Below are 16,951 nucleotides of genomic sequence, written 5' to 3' on the forward strand. Positions count from 1 at the left end.
TGGGAGGTGGTGGGGCGTTGGTGTTTTGGGTGTGGGAGGTGGTGGGGCGTTGGTGTTTTGGGTGTGGGAGGTGGTGGGGCGTTGGTGATTTCGGTGTGGGAGGTGATGGCGCGTTGGTTGGCGGTGGGTTAGGTGAGGCCGATGGGGTTGCCGGCGTCGTCCACGTCCATGCGCATCGCGGCCGGTGCGGGGGGCAGGCCTGGCATGGTCATCACCGCTCCGGTCAGCGCCACGATGAACCCTGCGCCGGTCTTGGGCAGCAGGTCCCGCACATGGATGGTGAAACCTTTGGGTGCGCCGAGGCGGGAGGCGTCGTCGGTGAAGGAATACTGAGTCTTGGCCATGCATACCGGCAGGTGGGACCAGCCATTGCGTTCGATGTCGGCCAGCCGCTTCAGGGCCGGCACGGAAAACTCGACGCCGTCTGCGCCGTAGATCTCCTGTGCGATGGTCCGGATCTTCTCCTCCACAGGCATGTCCAGGGGGTAGAGGTGCCGGAAAGAGTTGGGGCCGGCCACCACCTGCGCCACGAGGGCCGCGAGTTCGTCGCCGCCGTCGCCCCCGCCGCCGCGCCCCCACACATCGGCGACGGCGGCCCGGACGCCTTCAGCCGCGCACCAGGCCAGCAACCAGTCGAGCTCCTCCTGGGAGTCGGAGGCGAACTTGTTGATGGCCACCACCGGCGTCACCCCGAACTTCTCCACGTTCCGCACGTGCCGGCGCAGGTTCTCCACCCCGGCCTCCAAGGCTGCAAGGTCCGGGGCTGTGAGCTGGCCCTTGGCCACCCCGCCCTGCATCTTCAGCGCCCGAACCGTCGCCACCACCACCACCGCTGACGGGGCCACCCCGGCGGACCGGGCCTTGATGTCCATAAACTTCTCCGCGCCGAGGTCCGCCCCAAAACCGGCCTCGGTCACAACAATGTCCGCCAGCCGCCTGGCCGTCTGGGTTGCAATCAGGGAGTTGCAGCCATGGGCGATATTGGCGAACGGACCGCCGTGGACCAACGCTGGCGTACCGGCGATGGTCTGGACAAGGTTGGGCTTGATGGCCTCCTTGAGGAGCAGGGTTAGCGCCCCCTGCACACCGAGGTCGGCTACCGTGACAGGGGAGCGGTCAAAGGTATAGCCGAACGTGATGCGGCCCAGGCGGTCGCGGAGGTCGGCCAGGTCCGTTGCCAGGCAGAAAACGGCCATGATCTCGGACGCCACCGTGATATCGAACCCGTCCTCACGCGGGACCCCCTGGGACGGCCCGCCGAGGCCGATCACCACCTCACGCAAAGCCCTGTCGTTCATGTCCAGAACCCGTTTGAAGGTCATCCGCCGGGGGTCGATGTTCAGCTCGTTGCCCTGGAAGATGTGGTTGTCCACCAGCGCCATCAGCGCGTTGTTGGCTGAGGTGATGGCATGGAAGTCGCCAGTGAAGTGCAGGTTGATCTCGTCCATCGGCAGCACCTGAGAGTAGCCGCCGCCGGTGGCTCCGCCCTTCATCCCCAGGACCGGGCCCAGCGACGGCTCCCTCAGGGCGATCATCACCCGGTGCCCTGCCCGGGCGAGGGAATCGCCGAGCCCCACGGTGGTGGTGGACTTGCCTTCGCCGGCCGGCGTGGGGGACATGGCCGAGACCAGCACCACTTTGCCGTGCGGGGCCAGCGCGGCGAGGCCGGCCGGGTCGATCTTCGCCTTGTACCGCCCGTACCGCTCCAGCGCTTCCAGGTTGATCCCTGCAGCCGCGGCAATTTCGTCGATGGGCCGGATCCTGGCAGCCCTGGCTATTTCAAGATCAGTTGGAAGACGAGACATCATTGTCCTTTCCTGCACCGGCCCGCGCCGGACACCTGCCCCTAAGCTAACAGCTCGGAGCCCCTAGGGTGGCAGGTTCAGGAAGCCGGAAGGGCAGTGGCCAGGTGGGGCCGCACAGAATTGTCGACGGCGGCATGGTAGCTTTCCAGCGTGATGGCCGCAGTGCGCTGCCATCCTGAGTTCTGCGCCCGGATTGCCGCGGCCCGGCCCATGTCCTCCCGGGTCACGGGGTCGTCGTACAAAGCCTCCAGGGCATCGGCCCAGTCGGCGGCATGGTGGCCGTCCACCAGCAGTCCGGTCCTGCCATGGAAGATGGCCCGCGACAGCCCGCCCACCCGGGTGGCCACAACAGGCGTACCGCAGGCCTGGGCCTCGAGCGCCACCAGCCCGAAGGACTCGCTGTAGGAGGGCATCACCACCACGTCTGCCGCGCGGAACCAGCCCGCAAGCTCAGGTGCCTTCACCGGCGGAAGCTGCGTGACGACGTCGTCCATCCCTGCCTCCGCCACCAGGCGCCGCAGATTGAATTCCTTGTTGCCGCTCAGCGAGCCCAGGATGGTGAGCCGGAGGTCGATGTCCGGGCGCCGGTCTCGCAGCAGCGCGGCTGCCTTCACCAGCACCTGGGGCCCTTTCAGCCGCTGGATCCGCCCCGCGAAAACCAGGTGGAACGTGTCCGGGCCGATGCCGCGCTTAGTCCTTGACCGGGCGCGGAAGGCAGGCGTGAAGGTGCTCAGGTCCACTCCGGGCGGGGCGATGTCGATGCGGTCGTATGAGGCCCCGTAATGCGACACCAGCTCGGCCGCCTCAGCACTCGTGTTGGCGATCAGCCGCGCGGCCCCGTCCACTATCCGGTGCTCACCCAGCTCGCGGCGGCGCGGCTCGGGCTGCTCCCCGGACTCGAGCAGGAGGTTCTTGACCTTGGCCATGGTGTGCATGGTGTGGACCAGCGGCACGCCCCACAGCCCCGACAGCTCCAGCCCCGCGATCCCGGACACCCAGTAATGGGAGTGGATGACGTCGTAGTGGCCGTGCGGCTGCCGCTGCCGGATCTGCTCGATTTCCTCCACCATGTGGTGCAGCAGGCCGGGAAGCTCTTCTTTCGGGATCTTCGTGGGCGGACCGGCCAGGACATTGTGGACGCACACGCCGGGGTCCGGGTGCTCGACGGCGGGTTGGCCGGCGTATGTGGAACGCGTGAAGATTTCCACCTCCACGCCGGCTTCGGCCAGCGCGGAGGCCAGTTCGCGGATGTAGACGTTCATGCCGCCGGCGTCGCCGGAACCGGGCTGTTCCATGGGGGAGGTGTGGAGGGACAGTAGTGCCACCCTGCGGACAGGCGCCACGGGACCTCCTTCCGGCCGCCGGCGCGGATTAGGGCGCCGGGTCAGTGCTGGGCATTCGATAAAACACTACTCCTGTGTCAACGCCAACCGCCCCGCCACATCTTCCCCAAGTCAGGAAACGCCTGCTCGTACCCCGCCAGGAGGGCCGCGCCGAGCTCGTCGGACCCCACCAGGGGGTGCCGGGCGAAGGCCTGGAGTGCCGCATCCCGGTCTCCGTCCACCACGGCCCGGACGGTCAGCCGCTCCACCTCCTTCACCCGCTGCAGCAGTCCGAGCTGATCTTCGCGGGGACGCTGCTGGGGCAGCGGCAGCGCGCCGTCGGCTGTCACCGTGCAGGGAAGTTCGACGACGGCGTCCGCCGGCAGTCCCGGAATGGCCGCTTCAGGGGCCGCTGGCGCAGCGTCGGCCGGCAGGGGAGCGGACGTCGCCTCCAGCGAAGGCACCGTGTTCCGTGTGTTGAGGATCAGTTGTGCCTCCCCGGAACCGGAGAGGGCCCGCATCGCTGCCAGTGCCACCCGCTCATAGCCCCCGCCGGCGAGGTCGTCCTCATTCCGGTGCTCGTCCTTCCCCCGGGCTTCGGCCAGATACCCCTCCTCGCGGGAGCGGCGGGCAGCCTCCCACAACTCGAACGCCGCCGAACCCGCAGCGGCCAACCGGGGGTAGAGCTCCTGCTGCTGGCTGTGAATGGATTCGCCGCGGGTCTGGGCCATGGCCCGCATTGCCTCCCGGGCATGGTCCTGCTCGTAGTAGTAATACAGGTACTCGTTGGGGAGGGCGCCCAGGCGCTCAAGGAACGGTTGGGGGAACAGCCGGCCCTCTTCAAAGGACTGAAGGGCGCGCGGGTCAGACAGCAAGGCAGGCAGCATGTCACGCCCCCCGGACTCCAGCCGGTACAGCCAACCCAGGTGGTTCAGCCCGTAGTAGCCCACGCCGTCGAGCGTTCCCTCAGGCAGCCTCACGGCGGCTGCGCGTGCCGCGCGGTGCACCAGGCCACCCGCTGAGTCGCAGATTCCAATGACGCGCCGGCCAAGCACGGGCATGAGCGCCTCGGTGACCATTCCGGCGGGGTTGGTGAAGTTGATCAGCCATGCGTCCGGGCAGTGTTCCTTCATCAGGTGCGCGAGGTCCAGCATGTGCGGGATGGTCCGCAGGGCGTAGGAGATGCCGCCTGCCCCGGTGGTTTCCTGGCCCAGGACGCCCAGGTCCTGGGCAACCTTTTCGTCGGCCACCCGGCCGGCGGTGCCGCCGGGGCGGATGGCGGCAAACACCATCCGGGTACCCGTCAGCGCCTCGGCGAGATCAGTGGTGGGATGGATCTGCACGCGTGCGGCGGGGGCGGGCATGCTGCGCAGGACCGCCGTGACCGCGGCCAGCCGGGAGAGGTCCACGTCATACAGCACCAGTTCGCTGACCAGGCCGGAGAAGGGGCCGGAGGCCAGCGCACGGTAGATCAACGGAACCCGGAAACCCCCGCCGCCCACAATGAGAAGCCGCATAAACAGCAGTCTAGGTGCGGCTGTCCACAGCACCTACGGCCGCCCCTACCGCCTGTGCACGGCAGGGCGTAGTGTGCGGGCATGGACGCGATACCAGCACGCCCTTTTGATCCCTTGGCCGCCGTCCGGTCGCCCTCGGATCCTGGCTTTGACGTGCTGCTCGCCGGCACGGTGTTCCAGGACATTATTTTTACCGGCCTGCCCCATGGGCCGGAACCGGGTACGGAAATCTGGAGCGACGGCATGGGCAGCTGTCCCGGTGGCGTGGCCAACCAGGCGATTGCCGCGGCACGGCTGGGCTTGCGGACCGGCCTCGCGGCGGCGTTTGGCGACGACGGCTACGGGGACTTCAACTGGAAGATCCTTTCCGGCCAGGAGCACGTGGACCTCAGCCTGTCCAAGAAGGTCCCCGGCTGGCACTCACCGGTCACGGTCTCGCTGTGCGTGGACAAGGACCGCTCGCTGGTGACCCACGGCCACGCCGCCCCCGTGACATCCTCCGAGCTCATCGGCGATCCGCCGCCTGCGCTCGCCGGGATTGCCGAAGTGGGACTTGAAGTGGAGCCGTGGGCCAAGGCGGCGCACCAGTCCGGGGTGAAGCTGTTTGGCGATGTTGGCTGGGATCCCAGCGGGGTCTGGGCGCCGGTCCGGCTGGAGAACCTGCAGTACTTCCACGCGTTCCTGCCCAACCAGCGCGAAGCCATGGCCTTCACCGGCAAGGACGATCCCTGGACTGCCTTGTATGCGCTGGCCGACCGCGTTCCTGTGGCAGTCGTGACGCTGGGGCCGCAGGGTGCCATGGCTGTGGACTCGGAGACAGGGGAGGAAGAGTGGGTGCCCTCGCTGCCAGTGAAGGCTTTTGATCCCACCGGCGCCGGTGATTGTTTCGACGCCGCGTTCATCGTTGGGAGCCTGGCCGGCTGGCCGCTGGGGAACAGGCTGCGTTTCGCGAACCTTTGTGCCTCCCTGGCAGTGCAGGAAGTGGGCGGCTCACTGGCCGCACCAGGGTGGGGTGACATCGCCGACTGGTGGAAGCGCGCCAACGCCCGGCCGGAACGGCAGACCAGCCAATGGCTGCGGCGGTTCTCGTTTTTGGCCGACATCGTCCACGATGTTCCCCTCGCCGCCCAGCGCAGGGCAGCAGCCACCATCGCACACCTCTCCGACGCGTGATTATTCGGCCCGAAGCGCCAGCACTAGAATCACTTAGGTGACTTACCCCGCTACAACCGGTGATTTCGACGCTGCGCCCGCACAGGACCACCGCCACGAAAGGTCCGCCGTGATCGACCTTGATGCCATCCGGCACAACGTCCGCCGGCTGGCCGCAGCAGCATCCCCGGCGAAGGTCATGGCCGTGGTGAAGGCTGACGCTTACGGCCACGGTGCGGTTCCGGTGGCCCGGGCGGCCCTCGAGGCCGGTGCATCGTGGCTGGGCGTCGCGCACATCTCCGAGGCACTGGCCCTGCGCGCCGCGGGTATCGACGCGCCGCTGCTCGCCTGGCTGCACACCACTGAAAGCAACTTCGGGGCGGCGGTGGCTGCCGGCGTCGACATCGGATGCTCAGGCTGGGAGCTGGACCGTATCGTGGCGGCGGCCCGCGAGCAGGAGCGCCCGGCCCGGATCCACCTCAAAGTCGATACCGGCCTGGGGCGTAACGGCGCCACCCTTGATACCTGGGACCACCTGGTGGGTGAAGCCATGGAATACCAGGACCAGGGGCTGCTGCGCGTGGTGGGGATCTTCTCGCACCTCGCCGTCGCTGACGAGCCGGAGCGGCCGGAGACCGACCAGCAGCTCGCCGCGTTCCGCGAAGTGCTGGCGGTTGCCGAGGACGCCGGAGTGGACCCGGAGGTACGGCACCTGGCCAATACCCCCGCCACTCTGTCCCGTCCCGACACCCACTTCGACCTGGTCCGCGTGGGCCTGGGCATTTACGGGCTTTCGCCCTTTGACGGCCAGACCTCGGCCGAGCTGGGACTCCGCCCGGCCATGACGCTGCGGACCGTGGTGTCGCAGTGCAAGGAGGTGCCGGACGGTCAAGGCGTGTCCTACGGCCTCCGCTACCACACGAGCGGCCCCAGCACCTTGGGCCTGATTCCAATGGGCTACGCCGACGGGATTCCGCGTGTTGCCACCGGCGGCCCGGTCCGTGTGGCCGGCAGGACCTACCCCGTGGTGGGGCGGATCGCCATGGACCAGATGGTGATCGACCTCGGTGATGTTGGCCCCGGGGGTGCCGGCCTCTTGGGGGCCGAAGCCGAGCTATTCGGCGACGGAGCCGACGGCGGCCCCACCGCTGACGATTGGGCCCACGCCGCCGGAACCATCAACTACGAGATCGTGACGCGGATCAGCCCCCGGGTTCCGCGCCGTTTCGTCAACGAACAGTTGGCCACCGCACACGGTGGGGAGGGGGCTGCATGAGTGCAAGCCAGCCTGCGGAGGACAGCCCTGGTGTCCGGCCCAACTGGGAAAAAACGTTAACGGCGACGACGGCGGAGCAGACCCATAACCTCGGCGTGCGCCTTGCGGAGGTCCTCGAAGCCGGGGACCTGCTGGTGCTTTCCGGTGAGCTGGGTGCCGGGAAAACCACCTTCACGCAGGGGCTCGGTGAGGGGCTGGGCGTCCGTGCCGGCGTCATTTCCCCCACGTTTGTCCTGGTCCGCATCCACCCCAACCTGCAGGACGGGCCGCGCCCCGGCGGACCGGACTTGGTGCACGTGGACGCATACCGCCTGGGTTCGGCAGCCGAAATTGACGATATCGATCTCGAGAACACGCTGGACTCCTCCGTGACAGTGGTCGAGTGGGGACACGACCGGGTGGAACACCTGAGCGAGAGCCGGCTTGAAATCGACCTTCACCGGGCCATCGGGCTCGGTGCCGGGGACGGTGCAGCCGCCTTGACTGCCGGCCGCACCAGCGACGGCGAAACCCTCGACTTCGACAATGAGGACACCGACGAGCCCCGGACCATTGTGATGCGCGGCTATGGTCCGCGCTGGGCCTCCGTTCCGGAACCGGTGGCCGCCTTCGAAGGGACAATTTGATGCTGATCCTCGCCATCGACACCTCGGCCGTGGCCAGCGCTGCCCTGGTCTCGGACGACGCCCTTGAAGGCGTGGTGGCCAGCTTCTCCACCGAGGACACCCGGAGCCACGCGGAAGTCCTTGCACCGGAAATCCAGCAACTGCTGCTTGACGCCGGTATCAGCGGCAATGACATTGACGGCCTCGTGGTGGGCGTGGGGCCGGGTCCCTTCACCGGGTTGCGGTCCGGAATCGCCACCGCCCGTACCCTGTCGTTTGTCTGGGGCAAACCCCTGTACGGGATGATGAGCCTGGACGCGGTGGCGCTGGAAGTCGCGGAATCCACTACCGCCGCCCCGGAATTTCTGGTGGTCACGGACGCGCGGCGCAAGGAAGTCTACTGGGCGCGGTACGCCCTCACGGAAGGACAGCTTCCGGTGCTGGAAGACGGCCCGCACGTCAGTTTCGCGACAGACCTGCCGGATCTTCCCGCCTACGGTGCCGGCGCCGGGCTCTACGCCGACACTCTGAAGGCGAACGAAGAATTCGCCCATGAACAGCCGGACGCGCTCTACCTTGGCCAGTTCGCGCTGGCCCGCCTCGCCGCCGGTGCTGACCTTCTGGATTCCACGCCCCTCTACCTGCGCGAATCCGACGCCCAGGTTCCCGGACCACGGAAGAGGGCCCTGTGAACCCCGCCCCGGATATCAGCAACCACGGAATCTCCGTGCGGGAGATGACCCCCGACGACGTGATCGCCGTCAGCGTTTTGGAGCAACGGCTTTTCCCGGTGGACGCCTGGCCGCTGCACATGTTTTACGACGAGCTGGCCCAGCCGGACACCCGGTGGTACCTGGTGGCCGAGGGCAGTGAAGGCATCGTGGGCTACGCCGGGCTGATGTGCATCGAACCCATCGCGGACGTGCAGACTATCGCCGTCGTGCCTGAATACGAAGGGCGGGGGATCGGCACCACGCTGCTGACGCGGCTCATCGAGGAGGCCCGACGCCGGTACGCGGCGGACCTGCTGCTGGAGGTCCGCGCCGACAATCCCCGCGCCCAGCAGCTCTACCTCCGTTTCGGCTTCGAGCAGATCCACGTGCGCCCCGGTTACTACCGCGATGGCGTGGACGCCCTCATCATGCGGCTCCAGCTCACCGGCGATGCCGCACGGGACAGCGGCAAGGAAACAAGCAAGGAAAAAGGGGACGAAGCATCAACGGAAGCAGGCCAGCCATGAACCGCTCGCAACCCTTGGTGCTCGGTATCGAATCCTCCTGCGACGAGACGGGAGTGGGCATTGTCCGGGGGACCACCCTCCTGACCAACACCGTCTCCTCCTCTATGGACGAGCACGTCCGGTTCGGCGGGGTCATCCCCGAAATCGCCTCGCGCGCCCACCTCGATGCTTTTGTTCCCACGCTCGAGCAGGCGCTGTCCGAGGCCGGCGTCACCCTCGATGAGGTGGACGCCATCGCCGTCACCTCGGGCCCGGGCCTGGCCGGCGCCCTCATGGTGGGGGTCTGCGCGGCCAAGGCGCTCGCCGTGGCCACCGGAAAACCGCTGTACGCCATCAACCATCTTGTGGCGCACGTCGGCGTCGGCCTGCTCGACGGCGAGGACGGGCAGGCGCCGGAGCTGCCGGAAAACCTCGGCGCCCTGCTGGTCTCCGGCGGGCACACCGAAATCCTGAAAATCAACAGCATCACGGAGGACGTTGCCCTCCTCGGCTCCACCATTGACGACGCCGCCGGCGAAGCCTACGACAAAGTGGCCCGCATCCTCGGCCTCGGCTACCCGGGCGGCCCCGCCATCGACAGGATGGCCCGCACCGGCAACCCCAAGTCCATCCGCTTCCCCCGCGGCCTCAGCCAGCCCAAGTACATGGGCACCGCCGAAGAACCCGGCCCGCACCGCTACGACTGGTCCTTCAGTGGACTCAAGACCGCGGTGGCCCGGTGCGTGGAGCAGTTCGAGGCGCGCGGCGAGGAAGTTCCGGTAGCGGACATTGCGGCGGCCTTCCAGGAAGCCGTGGTGGACATCATCTCTTCCAAGGCCGTGCTCGCGTGCCGGGAACACGGCATCAAGGATGTTCTGCTGGGCGGCGGCGTGGCGGCCAACTCGCGGCTTCGGGAGCTGACCGGCCAGCGCTGCGCCTCGGCGGGGATCAGGCTGCACGTGCCGCCGCTGGACCTCTGCACGGACAACGGTGCCATGGTGGCAGCCCTGGGCGCACAGCTGGTGATGGCAGGGGTGGAACCGAGCGGAATCGATTTTGCCCCGGACTCATCCATGCCGGTCACGTCGGTATCGCTCCCCGCCTGAAACCCCGCTTGACCTATCAGTTTTGGTCCCCAAAACACCTGTTTGGGGACCAAAACTGATAGGTCAACGCGAAGTAGGTCAGGCGGTGGGGCCGTTCCGCATCTGCTTGACCAGGTCCAGGACCACGGCCTGGAGGTCACCGCCGTGTTCTTCGGCCACCCGGCGCTGGCGCTGGTAGCCGGCGCCGCGGCGGATGATCTTTTCGACGTCAGCCAGCTCATCGGGGCAGCCCAGCTTGGCGGCCACCGGCTCAAGCCGGTTCAGGGTTTCCAACAGGTGGTCGGTCACCAGCTGTTCCTTGCCGGCGGCGTCCAGGATGATGATGGCGTCCATCCCGTACCGTGCAGCCCGCCACTTGTTCTCCTGCACATGCCAGGGCGGCATGGTGGGAATGGTCCCGCCGTTGTCCAGGGTGGTGGAGAACTCATCCACCAGGCACTGGGTGAGGGCGGCGATGGCGCCCACTTCCTCGAGCGTGGCCAGGCCGTCGCAGATGCGCATCTCGATGGTGCCCAGGTTCGGCACGGGCCGGATGTCCCAGCGGATTTCCGAAAGGGTATCGATCACCCCCGTGGTGAACATGTCCTGCACGTAGGACTCGTATTCTTCCCATGAAGCGAACTGGAAGGGCAGGCCGGCGGTGGGCAGCTGCTGGAACATCAGGGCCCGGTGCGACGCGTAACCGGTGTCCTCGCCGCCCCAGAACGGGCTCGACGCCGACAGCGCCTGGAAGTGCGGGAAGTAGTTGACCAGCCCGTCCAGCACGGGAAGTGCCTTCTCGCGGCGGTCCAGTCCCACATGCACGTGCACGCCGTAAATCACCATCTGGCGGCCCCACCACTGAGTGCGGTCGATGAGCTTGGCGTAACGCTCCTTGTCCGTCACCGGCTGCAGCTGCGGCGGACTGAAGGGGTGGCTTCCGGCGCAAAACACTTCCACGCCCATGGGGTCGGTGATTTCCCGGACCGCAGCCAAGGACCGGCTGAGGTCCTCCTTGGCTTCGCCGGCGGTTTCGCAGATTCCAGTGACCAGCTCAACCGTATTCAGCAGCAGTTCCTGCTTGATGTGCGGGTGCTCGTCATCCTCGTTCAGCTCGGGGTGCCGGGAGGCCACGCCGCGCAGCACCTGGTTGGCAACGGAGGCGAGTTCGCCGGTCCGGCCGTCCACCAGCGCGAGCTCCCATTCCACACCGAGGGTCGATTGCCTCGATGAAGCGAAGTCAATCTTCACGCGTTTCCTCACTGTCCGGGTTGCCGCTGGGCACGCCGCTGACAGGCTGTTGCTGGCGGGCGCGCGGTGGTTCAAGTCTAGTGCAGGGGTAGCATCGTATTGATGGCCTCGTTCCAACACCTGCGTGACAGTTTTCACAAAACCTTCCCCGTCCTGGCTGCAGCCTCCGCTGCGGTGGCACTCGCCTCCTGCTCTGCCGCCCCGCCGGCTGCCCCTTCACAGGCACCCTCCACGCCTGCCGCGCCTTCGGCAACACCGCGTACGACGCCGGCACCTGGCACTGCTTCCCCGTCACCTTCCGCGACGGCCGACCCTGCGCTGCGGCCATTGGGATGGGGACCCCGGCAACAGGACCAGGACGCCGCTGCCGCGGCGGTTGCCGCGATGTCGCCCGAACAGAAGGCGGGCCAGGTCCTCCTGCCCTTCTTTGCGGGGAAGGACGCAGCCGCCCATGCCGCCGTCGTCGAACGCCTGCACTTGGCCGGTTCCATCATCATGGGCGACAACGTCCCGCTGGATCCTCAGGGAAAGGTGGATGTTGCCGCCATGACCGCCATAAACCAGCGGCTCGCGCAGGCCTTCGGGGCTGACGGCAGGCCATGGCCGGGGATCATCGGTGTGGACCAGGAGGGCGGGATGGTGGCACGGCTGGGGGCACCGCTGACGGAGTGGCCGGTACCCATGAGCTACGGCGCCGCCGGCAGCGGCCCCCTGGCGCAAGAAGCCGGGCAGGGCCTGGCCGGCGAACTGGTGCCGCTGGGTTTCAACACGGATTTCGCCCCGGATACCGACGTGACCGTCGGGCCGAAGGATCCCACCATCGGTGCCCGTTCCATGTCCGGCGACCCGGACGCCGTGGGCAGCCTGGGTGCGGCGTTCTCCCAAGGCATGCTCGCCGCGGGCGTCCTCCCGGTCGTCAAGCATTTTCCCGGACATGGCTCCGTCACGGCTGATTCCCACCTGAACCTTCCCTCGCAGCCGGCCTCCGTGGCGGAACTACAGGCGCGCGACTGGAAGCCCTTCCAGGCTGCCATCGCCGCGGGTGCCCCCATGATCATGACGGGGCACATCGCCGTGCCTGCCCTGGAACCCGGCGTGCCCGCGTCGCTCTCCGCCCCTACCTATGCCGCGCTGCGGGGGCTCGGCTTCAAGGGTGTGGCCGTGACTGACGCCCTGAACATGGGGGCGGTAAGCAAGCAGTATCCGGCAGGCTCCGCCGCCGTGAAGGCGCTGGCAGCGGGTGCCGACCTGCTGCTGATGCCTGCGGATGTCCAGCAGGCCCACGCCGCCATTGTTCAGGCCGTAGCGTCCGGTGCCCTGCCCGCCGCCCGGCTCGACGAAGCCGCCCTGCGGGTGGCCACCATGATGACCTGGCACGCCAGGACAGCAGCCGCGCCGGCAGGCGCCCCGGCCGGCACCGGTGGCGCCCTGTCTGCCAAGGTTTCTGCTGCCGCGGTGACGGTTCTCACGGGCCAGTGTTCCGGCCCCCTCACGTCCGGCGGAGTCCAGGTGGCTGGCGGCAGCGCTGCGGACAGGGAACGGTTCGCGGCTGCTGCCGCCCACGCCGGGCTCACCGTCGGTTCCGGGCCTGTTGTCAGCCTTATCGGGTACGGCGGCCGCCCCGCCGGAGGGGACATCGCCGTCGCCCTCGATGCACCTTGGCCACTGCAGGATGCCACCGCGCCCGTGAAGATGGCCGTGTATGGCCGCAGCCAGGGGGCGTTCGACGCGCTTGCTGCCGTCCTGGCCGGAAAGGCGACCGCCCCCGGGAAGCTGCCCGCCGCGGTCGGAAGCTACCCGGCAGGCACCGGCTGCCCGTGAGAACGCGTTTAATGGTCTGGTGCCCATTCTGAATAAAGACATGACCCTCTGCATCTCGCTCTCGGCCAGGCCCAGCAACAACGGGACCCGGTTCCACAACCACCTCTACGAGCAGCTGGACCTGAACTGGATCTACAAGGCGTTCGCCCCCACCAACTTGGAACAAGCCATTGCCGGGGTTCGCGGGCTGGGCATCCGCGGGTGCGCCGTGTCCATGCCGTACAAGGAAGACGTGATCGCCCTCGTTGACGAGATGGACCCCTCCGCCAAGGCCATCGACTCCGTCAACACCATCGTGAACACGGACGGCCACCTCAAGGCCTACAACACGGACTACACCGCGATCGAACAGCTCCTCGCGTCAAACGAGGTCCCCGCCAGCTATTCCGTGCTGGTCCAGGGCGCCGGCGGCATGGCCAAAGCAACGGTGGCCGCGCTCCGGGACGCCGGGTTCACCGATGTCACCGTCCTCGCCCGGAACGAAACCACGGGCCGCGCACTCGCCGACCAGTACGGGTTCCAGTGGCGTCCGGAGCTCGGCGGCGGGACAGCAGACCTGATCATCAACGTGACACCCCTGGGAATGGCCGGCGGACCCGACGTGGAGACCCTGGCGTTCCCGCAGGAAACCATCGACGCAGCTAGCGTGGTCTTCGACGTGGTGGCCCTGCCCGCCGAAACCCCGCTGATCAAGGCCGCCCGCGCTGCCGGAAAGCCCGTGATTACCGGCGCCGAAGTGGCCACCATTCAGGCGCTGGAGCAGTTTGTCCTCTACACCGGCGTCCGACCCACCCCGGAACAGGTCCGCGCCGCCGAGGAGTTCATGCGCGCCCAGTAGGTGGCATCCTTCGGATAGCTAGACCGGCTCCACCACGATGGCCACCCGGTCCTCCCCGATGCGGGTCAGGACAAGGGTGGCCGTTTTGTTGCCGGCCTTCTTCGCAGCTGCCTTCCCGCCGGGGAGCAACTGCTTGCGCAGTTCCTCAGGCGTCACGGCGGTGCCGCGCTTTTTGATGTCCAGCACACCGATGCCCTCCGCCTTCACCCACGCCTTGAGAGCCTTGACGTTGTAGGGCATCACGTCAAGGATCTTGTAGGCCCGCGCGAAGGGAGTGTCCACCAACTGGGGTGCACAAATGTAGGCGATGTGCTCGTCCACCAGGTGCCCGCCCAGTTGCAGCGCGACGTCGGCCACCAGCCCTGCGCGGATCACCGCACCGTCGGGCTCATAGAGGTAGCCCTCTGCCGGACCAACGGGAGCGGCGGGGCCGGCGCCGAAGTCCTCGGGGCTGGTCAGCTCGGCCGCGCCGGCCGCACCCAGGACCAGGGCGGCCCTGCGGATTCCGGGCCGCCGGACGGCGTTGAACCACAGCGCCATCTCGGTCACGTCGCCGGCCACGGAAACCCACTGGGCTTCACAGCCGGCCGGTACGGAGTCGTGCGGCATGCCCGGGCCCATCTTGACACCGACTGCCTTGCCGGATGCGGCCAGGGACTCCACAAAGGACAGCGGAGGCGAAAAGGCCTCCGGGTCCCAGATGCGTTTGGTGCCGGACGTCGAGGTGACCCGGCGGGCAGGATCCAGCCAGACGCCGTCGATCCCGTCCAAGGGAACAGCTGTGGCATCGGCGTGGACCACCGTGGCGTTGGGGAAGGGGATGAGGTTCACTGTGGCGCAGGCCGCCGTCGTCTCATCCATCTCCACCGCGGTGACGTTGATGTCCATGGACGCCAGTGCCATGGAGTCGGCGGCGAGGCCGCACCCCAGGTCGGCCACGTGGCTGATGTTGGCCCCGGCGAACCTCTGGGCGTGGCGGGCGGCGACGTTAAACCGGGTGGCCTGCTCCAGGCCGGCCTGGGTGAACAGCATCTGGCGGGCGAACTCGCCGAATTTCGCCTCGGCCCTGGTGCGGAGCCGGGACTGGGTCAGGACGGCGGAAACCAGTTCGGGGGAGTGCCCGGCCTTGCGCAGCGCCGAGTTCAACTCAAAGGAAGTCTCCTCCTTGTAGGGGCCCAGGGACGCCAGCAGGTCCCAGCCTTCGGGAGTGAGCAGTGGCGCGATCTGGTCCTGGGGAGCGTGAGGCATGCGTTCCAGCCTAGTGGAGCAGGCCCGGGCGGGATGCGGGATAGTGTTGAAACCATGGAAGAGAGCGCAGGCCCCCCGCAGTCCGACGAACCAGCCAAGGACAAGGGGCCCGCCAGATATGCCCGGACAGCTCTGATTGCCGGCGCCCTCGTGGCTGTGGTGTGCATTGGGCTCCTGGTGGTGATCTTCTCCCTGGACACGTTCAATGCAACCGTCTATTCAGTGGGCGGCAACGACATCGCCGGTGACACGCAGGAAGCCCGGGACATCCGAGGGTTGTACGACGGCGCTCGCGCCGGAAGCATCGCCGTGCTGGTTGCCGCGCTGCTGGTGACTGCAGGGGCGGGGGCCCTTCTTTACCGCGAACGGAACTCCGGAGCGGGGGACGGCGAAGGCGGCGAAGACGTCGATTTCGAGGACCTCGGCCGCTGAGGCCCGCCAGCGCTGGTCAGCAGGACTCCGGAGATCACCAAAACGCCGCCCAGGATCTGCGGCAGTGTGATCCGCTGGCCCAGGGCGACGGTGATCAGGGCGGTGAAGACCGCAATGAGGTTCAGGTAGTTGCCCGCGTTCGCGGCCGTGGTGCGTTTCAGGGCAAGGTTCCAGAGCAGGTAGGAACCCAGTGACGGAAACAGGGCAATAAAGGCAAGGGACCAGCCCTCGGAGGGTGTCTGTGGCAGCCCGGCCCCCGTGATGAGGGCCAGCGGGCTGAGGACGACGGCGGCCATCGCCACCTGGAGCGCCGTGGACGTGATCGCCGGGATATCCACCCTCCGGGCAATGATGGTGTAGAGGCCCCACACTGTAATGGCCGCGAGGATCAACAGTTCCCCTTTGTTGATGGAGAACGTCAGCAACCGGTTGATGTCGCCGCCGGTGAGGACCAGCAGGACCCCTGCCAGGCCCAGGCCGATACCCGCCCAGCCCAGCGGACGCGGCCTGTCCCGGAGCAGGATCACGGCGAGCACCACGATCAGCGCAGGGTTGGCCGCCGTCACCAGCGAGGCGTTCAGGGCGGAGGTGTGGCCGAGTGCGCTGTAGAGAAGCAAGGTGTAGGCGCTCATGCCCAGGGAACTCAGGAGCAGCAGGACGGGCCAGCGGCGCAGGACGCCCCGCCAGTCCGGGCGCTCCACCAGTTGCGCGAGGACCAGCAGCGGCGCCGCTGCGAAGGTCCAGCGCCAGTAAGTGAGCTGCAGCGGCTGCATGGTCTCCATGGCGGCATGGCCCACGACGAAGTTTCCGGCCCAGAAGAGGGTGGCAAGGATCAGGTAGGCAGCGGCTCGCACCGGTCAAATGTACACATGGAGGGTTCGCAGATGACGAAACTCTGGCACTCGCCTTGACCGAGTGCTAACCCTTACATAGAGTCTTCATTAGCACTCTCCCTAGGAGGGTGCTAATACATGAAGAGCTGCCAGCCAGGCTGCTGCCGGCACCGCGACGACGGTTTGCCAGCCAGGGCGGGAAGCTTTCCAGTCCACGAATTTGCTGACGAAAAGGAGAGGTCCGAGTGTCGGTCTCTATTAAGCCTCTTGAGGATCGTATTGTTGTCCGCCCGCTCGAAGCCGAGCAGACCACGGCTTCCGGCCTGGTTATCCCGGACTCCGCGCAGGAGAAGCCCCAGGAAGGCGAAGTTGTTGCAGTAGGCCCCGGCCGCTTTGACGACAACGGCAACCGCGTCCCGCTGGACGTTGCCGAGGGCGACGTTGTTATCTACTCCAAGTACGGCGGAACCGAAGTCAAGCACAGCGGCACCGAGTACCTCGTGCTGTCCGCCCGCGACGTCCTGGCGATCGTCGTAAAGTAACTCTT

At 67.5% G+C, this 16,951-nt stretch carries 16 protein-coding genes; 10 read left to right on the plus strand and 6 right to left on the minus strand.

What is annotated here, in order from left to right; all coding sequences use genetic code 11:
- Positions 1–128: 128 nt before the first annotated feature.
- The 3 genes from QRN11_RS12890 to QRN11_RS12900 all read right to left on the minus strand — a co-directional run bounded on the left by QRN11_RS12890 (position 129) and on the right by QRN11_RS12900 (position 4,644).
- Positions 129–1,805 (minus strand): formate--tetrahydrofolate ligase, encoded by a 1,677-nt coding sequence (locus tag QRN11_RS12890; protein WP_142061602.1) that lies wholly within the window; start codon positions 1,803–1,805, stop codon positions 129–131.
- 77 nt (positions 1,806–1,882) lie between these two features.
- Positions 1,883–3,148 carry a D-inositol-3-phosphate glycosyltransferase gene (gene mshA / locus QRN11_RS12895; RefSeq protein ID WP_285251307.1) on the minus strand — a complete coding sequence of 422 codons (1,266 nt, stop codon included), beginning with the start codon at positions 3,146–3,148 and terminating at the stop codon, positions 1,883–1,885.
- A 77-nt stretch (positions 3,149–3,225) separates the two neighbouring features.
- Positions 3,226–4,644, minus strand: coding sequence for a family 4 glycosyl hydrolase (locus QRN11_RS12900; RefSeq protein ID WP_285251308.1), 1,419 nt, complete (start codon positions 4,642–4,644; stop codon positions 3,226–3,228).
- Positions 4,645–4,725: 81 nt separating this feature from the next.
- Here QRN11_RS12900 and QRN11_RS12905 point away from each other — a divergent pair, with 81 nt between their 5' ends.
- Genes QRN11_RS12905 through tsaD form a run of 6 tightly spaced genes read left to right on the plus strand, consistent with a single transcriptional unit; the run spans position 4,726 to position 10,002 of the window.
- Positions 4,726–5,817, plus strand: coding sequence for a carbohydrate kinase family protein (locus QRN11_RS12905; protein WP_091415175.1), 1,092 nt, complete (start codon positions 4,726–4,728; stop codon positions 5,815–5,817).
- 37 nt (positions 5,818–5,854) lie between these two features.
- Positions 5,855–7,072: an alanine racemase gene (gene alr / locus QRN11_RS12910; RefSeq protein WP_285251309.1), complete on the plus strand. Its 1,218-nt coding sequence runs from the start codon at positions 5,855–5,857 to the stop codon at positions 7,070–7,072.
- Positions 7,069–7,698 (plus strand): tRNA (adenosine(37)-N6)-threonylcarbamoyltransferase complex ATPase subunit type 1 TsaE, encoded by a 630-nt coding sequence (gene tsaE / locus QRN11_RS12915; protein WP_285251310.1) that lies wholly within the window; start codon positions 7,069–7,071, stop codon positions 7,696–7,698. The genes alr and tsaE overlap by 4 nt, the downstream gene beginning before the upstream one ends.
- Positions 7,698–8,369 carry a tRNA (adenosine(37)-N6)-threonylcarbamoyltransferase complex dimerization subunit type 1 TsaB gene (tsaB, locus tag QRN11_RS12920; RefSeq protein WP_285251311.1) on the plus strand — a complete coding sequence of 224 codons (672 nt, stop codon included), beginning with the start codon at positions 7,698–7,700 and terminating at the stop codon, positions 8,367–8,369. Before tsaE ends, tsaB begins: the two co-directional genes overlap by 1 nt.
- Before the next feature lie 44 nt (positions 8,370–8,413).
- Entirely contained in the window at positions 8,414–8,917 is a 504-nt protein-coding gene (gene rimI / locus QRN11_RS12925; RefSeq protein ID WP_142061604.1) for a ribosomal protein S18-alanine N-acetyltransferase, read from the plus strand.
- Positions 8,914–10,002, plus strand: coding sequence for a tRNA (adenosine(37)-N6)-threonylcarbamoyltransferase complex transferase subunit TsaD (tsaD, locus tag QRN11_RS12930; RefSeq protein WP_142061388.1), 1,089 nt, complete (start codon positions 8,914–8,916; stop codon positions 10,000–10,002). Before rimI ends, tsaD begins: the two co-directional genes overlap by 4 nt.
- Before the next feature lie 78 nt (positions 10,003–10,080).
- On the opposite strand, the gene QRN11_RS12935 is transcribed toward tsaD, so the two are convergent.
- Positions 10,081–11,232 carry a glutamate--cysteine ligase gene (locus QRN11_RS12935; protein ID WP_142061391.1) on the minus strand — a complete coding sequence of 384 codons (1,152 nt, stop codon included), beginning with the start codon at positions 11,230–11,232 and terminating at the stop codon, positions 10,081–10,083.
- A gap of 384 nt (positions 11,233–11,616) precedes the next feature.
- On the opposite strand from QRN11_RS12935, the gene QRN11_RS12940 reads away from it, so the two are divergent.
- A complete protein-coding gene (locus QRN11_RS12940; RefSeq protein WP_285251389.1) occupies positions 11,617–13,053 on the plus strand; it encodes a glycoside hydrolase family 3 N-terminal domain-containing protein in 1,437 nt (478 codons plus the stop codon).
- 19 nt (positions 13,054–13,072) lie between these two features.
- Complete coding sequence (locus tag QRN11_RS12945; protein WP_285251312.1) at positions 13,073–13,891, plus strand: shikimate 5-dehydrogenase; 819 nt, start codon at positions 13,073–13,075, stop codon at positions 13,889–13,891.
- An 18-nt stretch (positions 13,892–13,909) separates the two neighbouring features.
- On the opposite strand, the gene QRN11_RS12950 is transcribed toward QRN11_RS12945, so the two are convergent.
- Entirely contained in the window at positions 13,910–15,139 is a 1,230-nt protein-coding gene (locus QRN11_RS12950) for a class I SAM-dependent methyltransferase (RefSeq protein ID WP_285251313.1), read from the minus strand.
- Positions 15,140–15,193: 54 nt separating this feature from the next.
- Between QRN11_RS12950 and QRN11_RS12955 the strand changes: the two genes are divergently transcribed.
- The gene (locus QRN11_RS12955; RefSeq protein ID WP_285251314.1) at positions 15,194–15,571 is read left to right on the plus strand and encodes a hypothetical protein; all 378 of its coding nucleotides are present in this window, start codon (positions 15,194–15,196) and stop codon (positions 15,569–15,571) included.
- Here the strand turns inward: QRN11_RS12955 and QRN11_RS12960 are convergent.
- On the minus strand, positions 15,496–16,425 hold the full coding sequence (locus QRN11_RS12960) for a DMT family transporter (protein WP_285251315.1): 930 nt from the start codon (positions 16,423–16,425) through the stop codon (positions 15,496–15,498). The two genes, QRN11_RS12955 and QRN11_RS12960, sit on opposite strands and share 76 nt — an antisense overlap.
- 224 nt (positions 16,426–16,649) lie before the next feature.
- Here QRN11_RS12960 and groES point away from each other — a divergent pair, with 224 nt between their 5' ends.
- Positions 16,650–16,946 (plus strand): co-chaperone GroES, encoded by a 297-nt coding sequence (groES, locus tag QRN11_RS12965; RefSeq protein ID WP_050054380.1) that lies wholly within the window; start codon positions 16,650–16,652, stop codon positions 16,944–16,946.
- Positions 16,947–16,951: the final 5 nt, after the last annotated feature.

It is taken from the genome of Pseudarthrobacter sp. fls2-241-R2A-168 (assembly GCF_030209335.1).
In the GTDB taxonomy this organism is placed as follows: Bacteria; Actinomycetota; Actinomycetes; order Actinomycetales; family Micrococcaceae; genus Arthrobacter.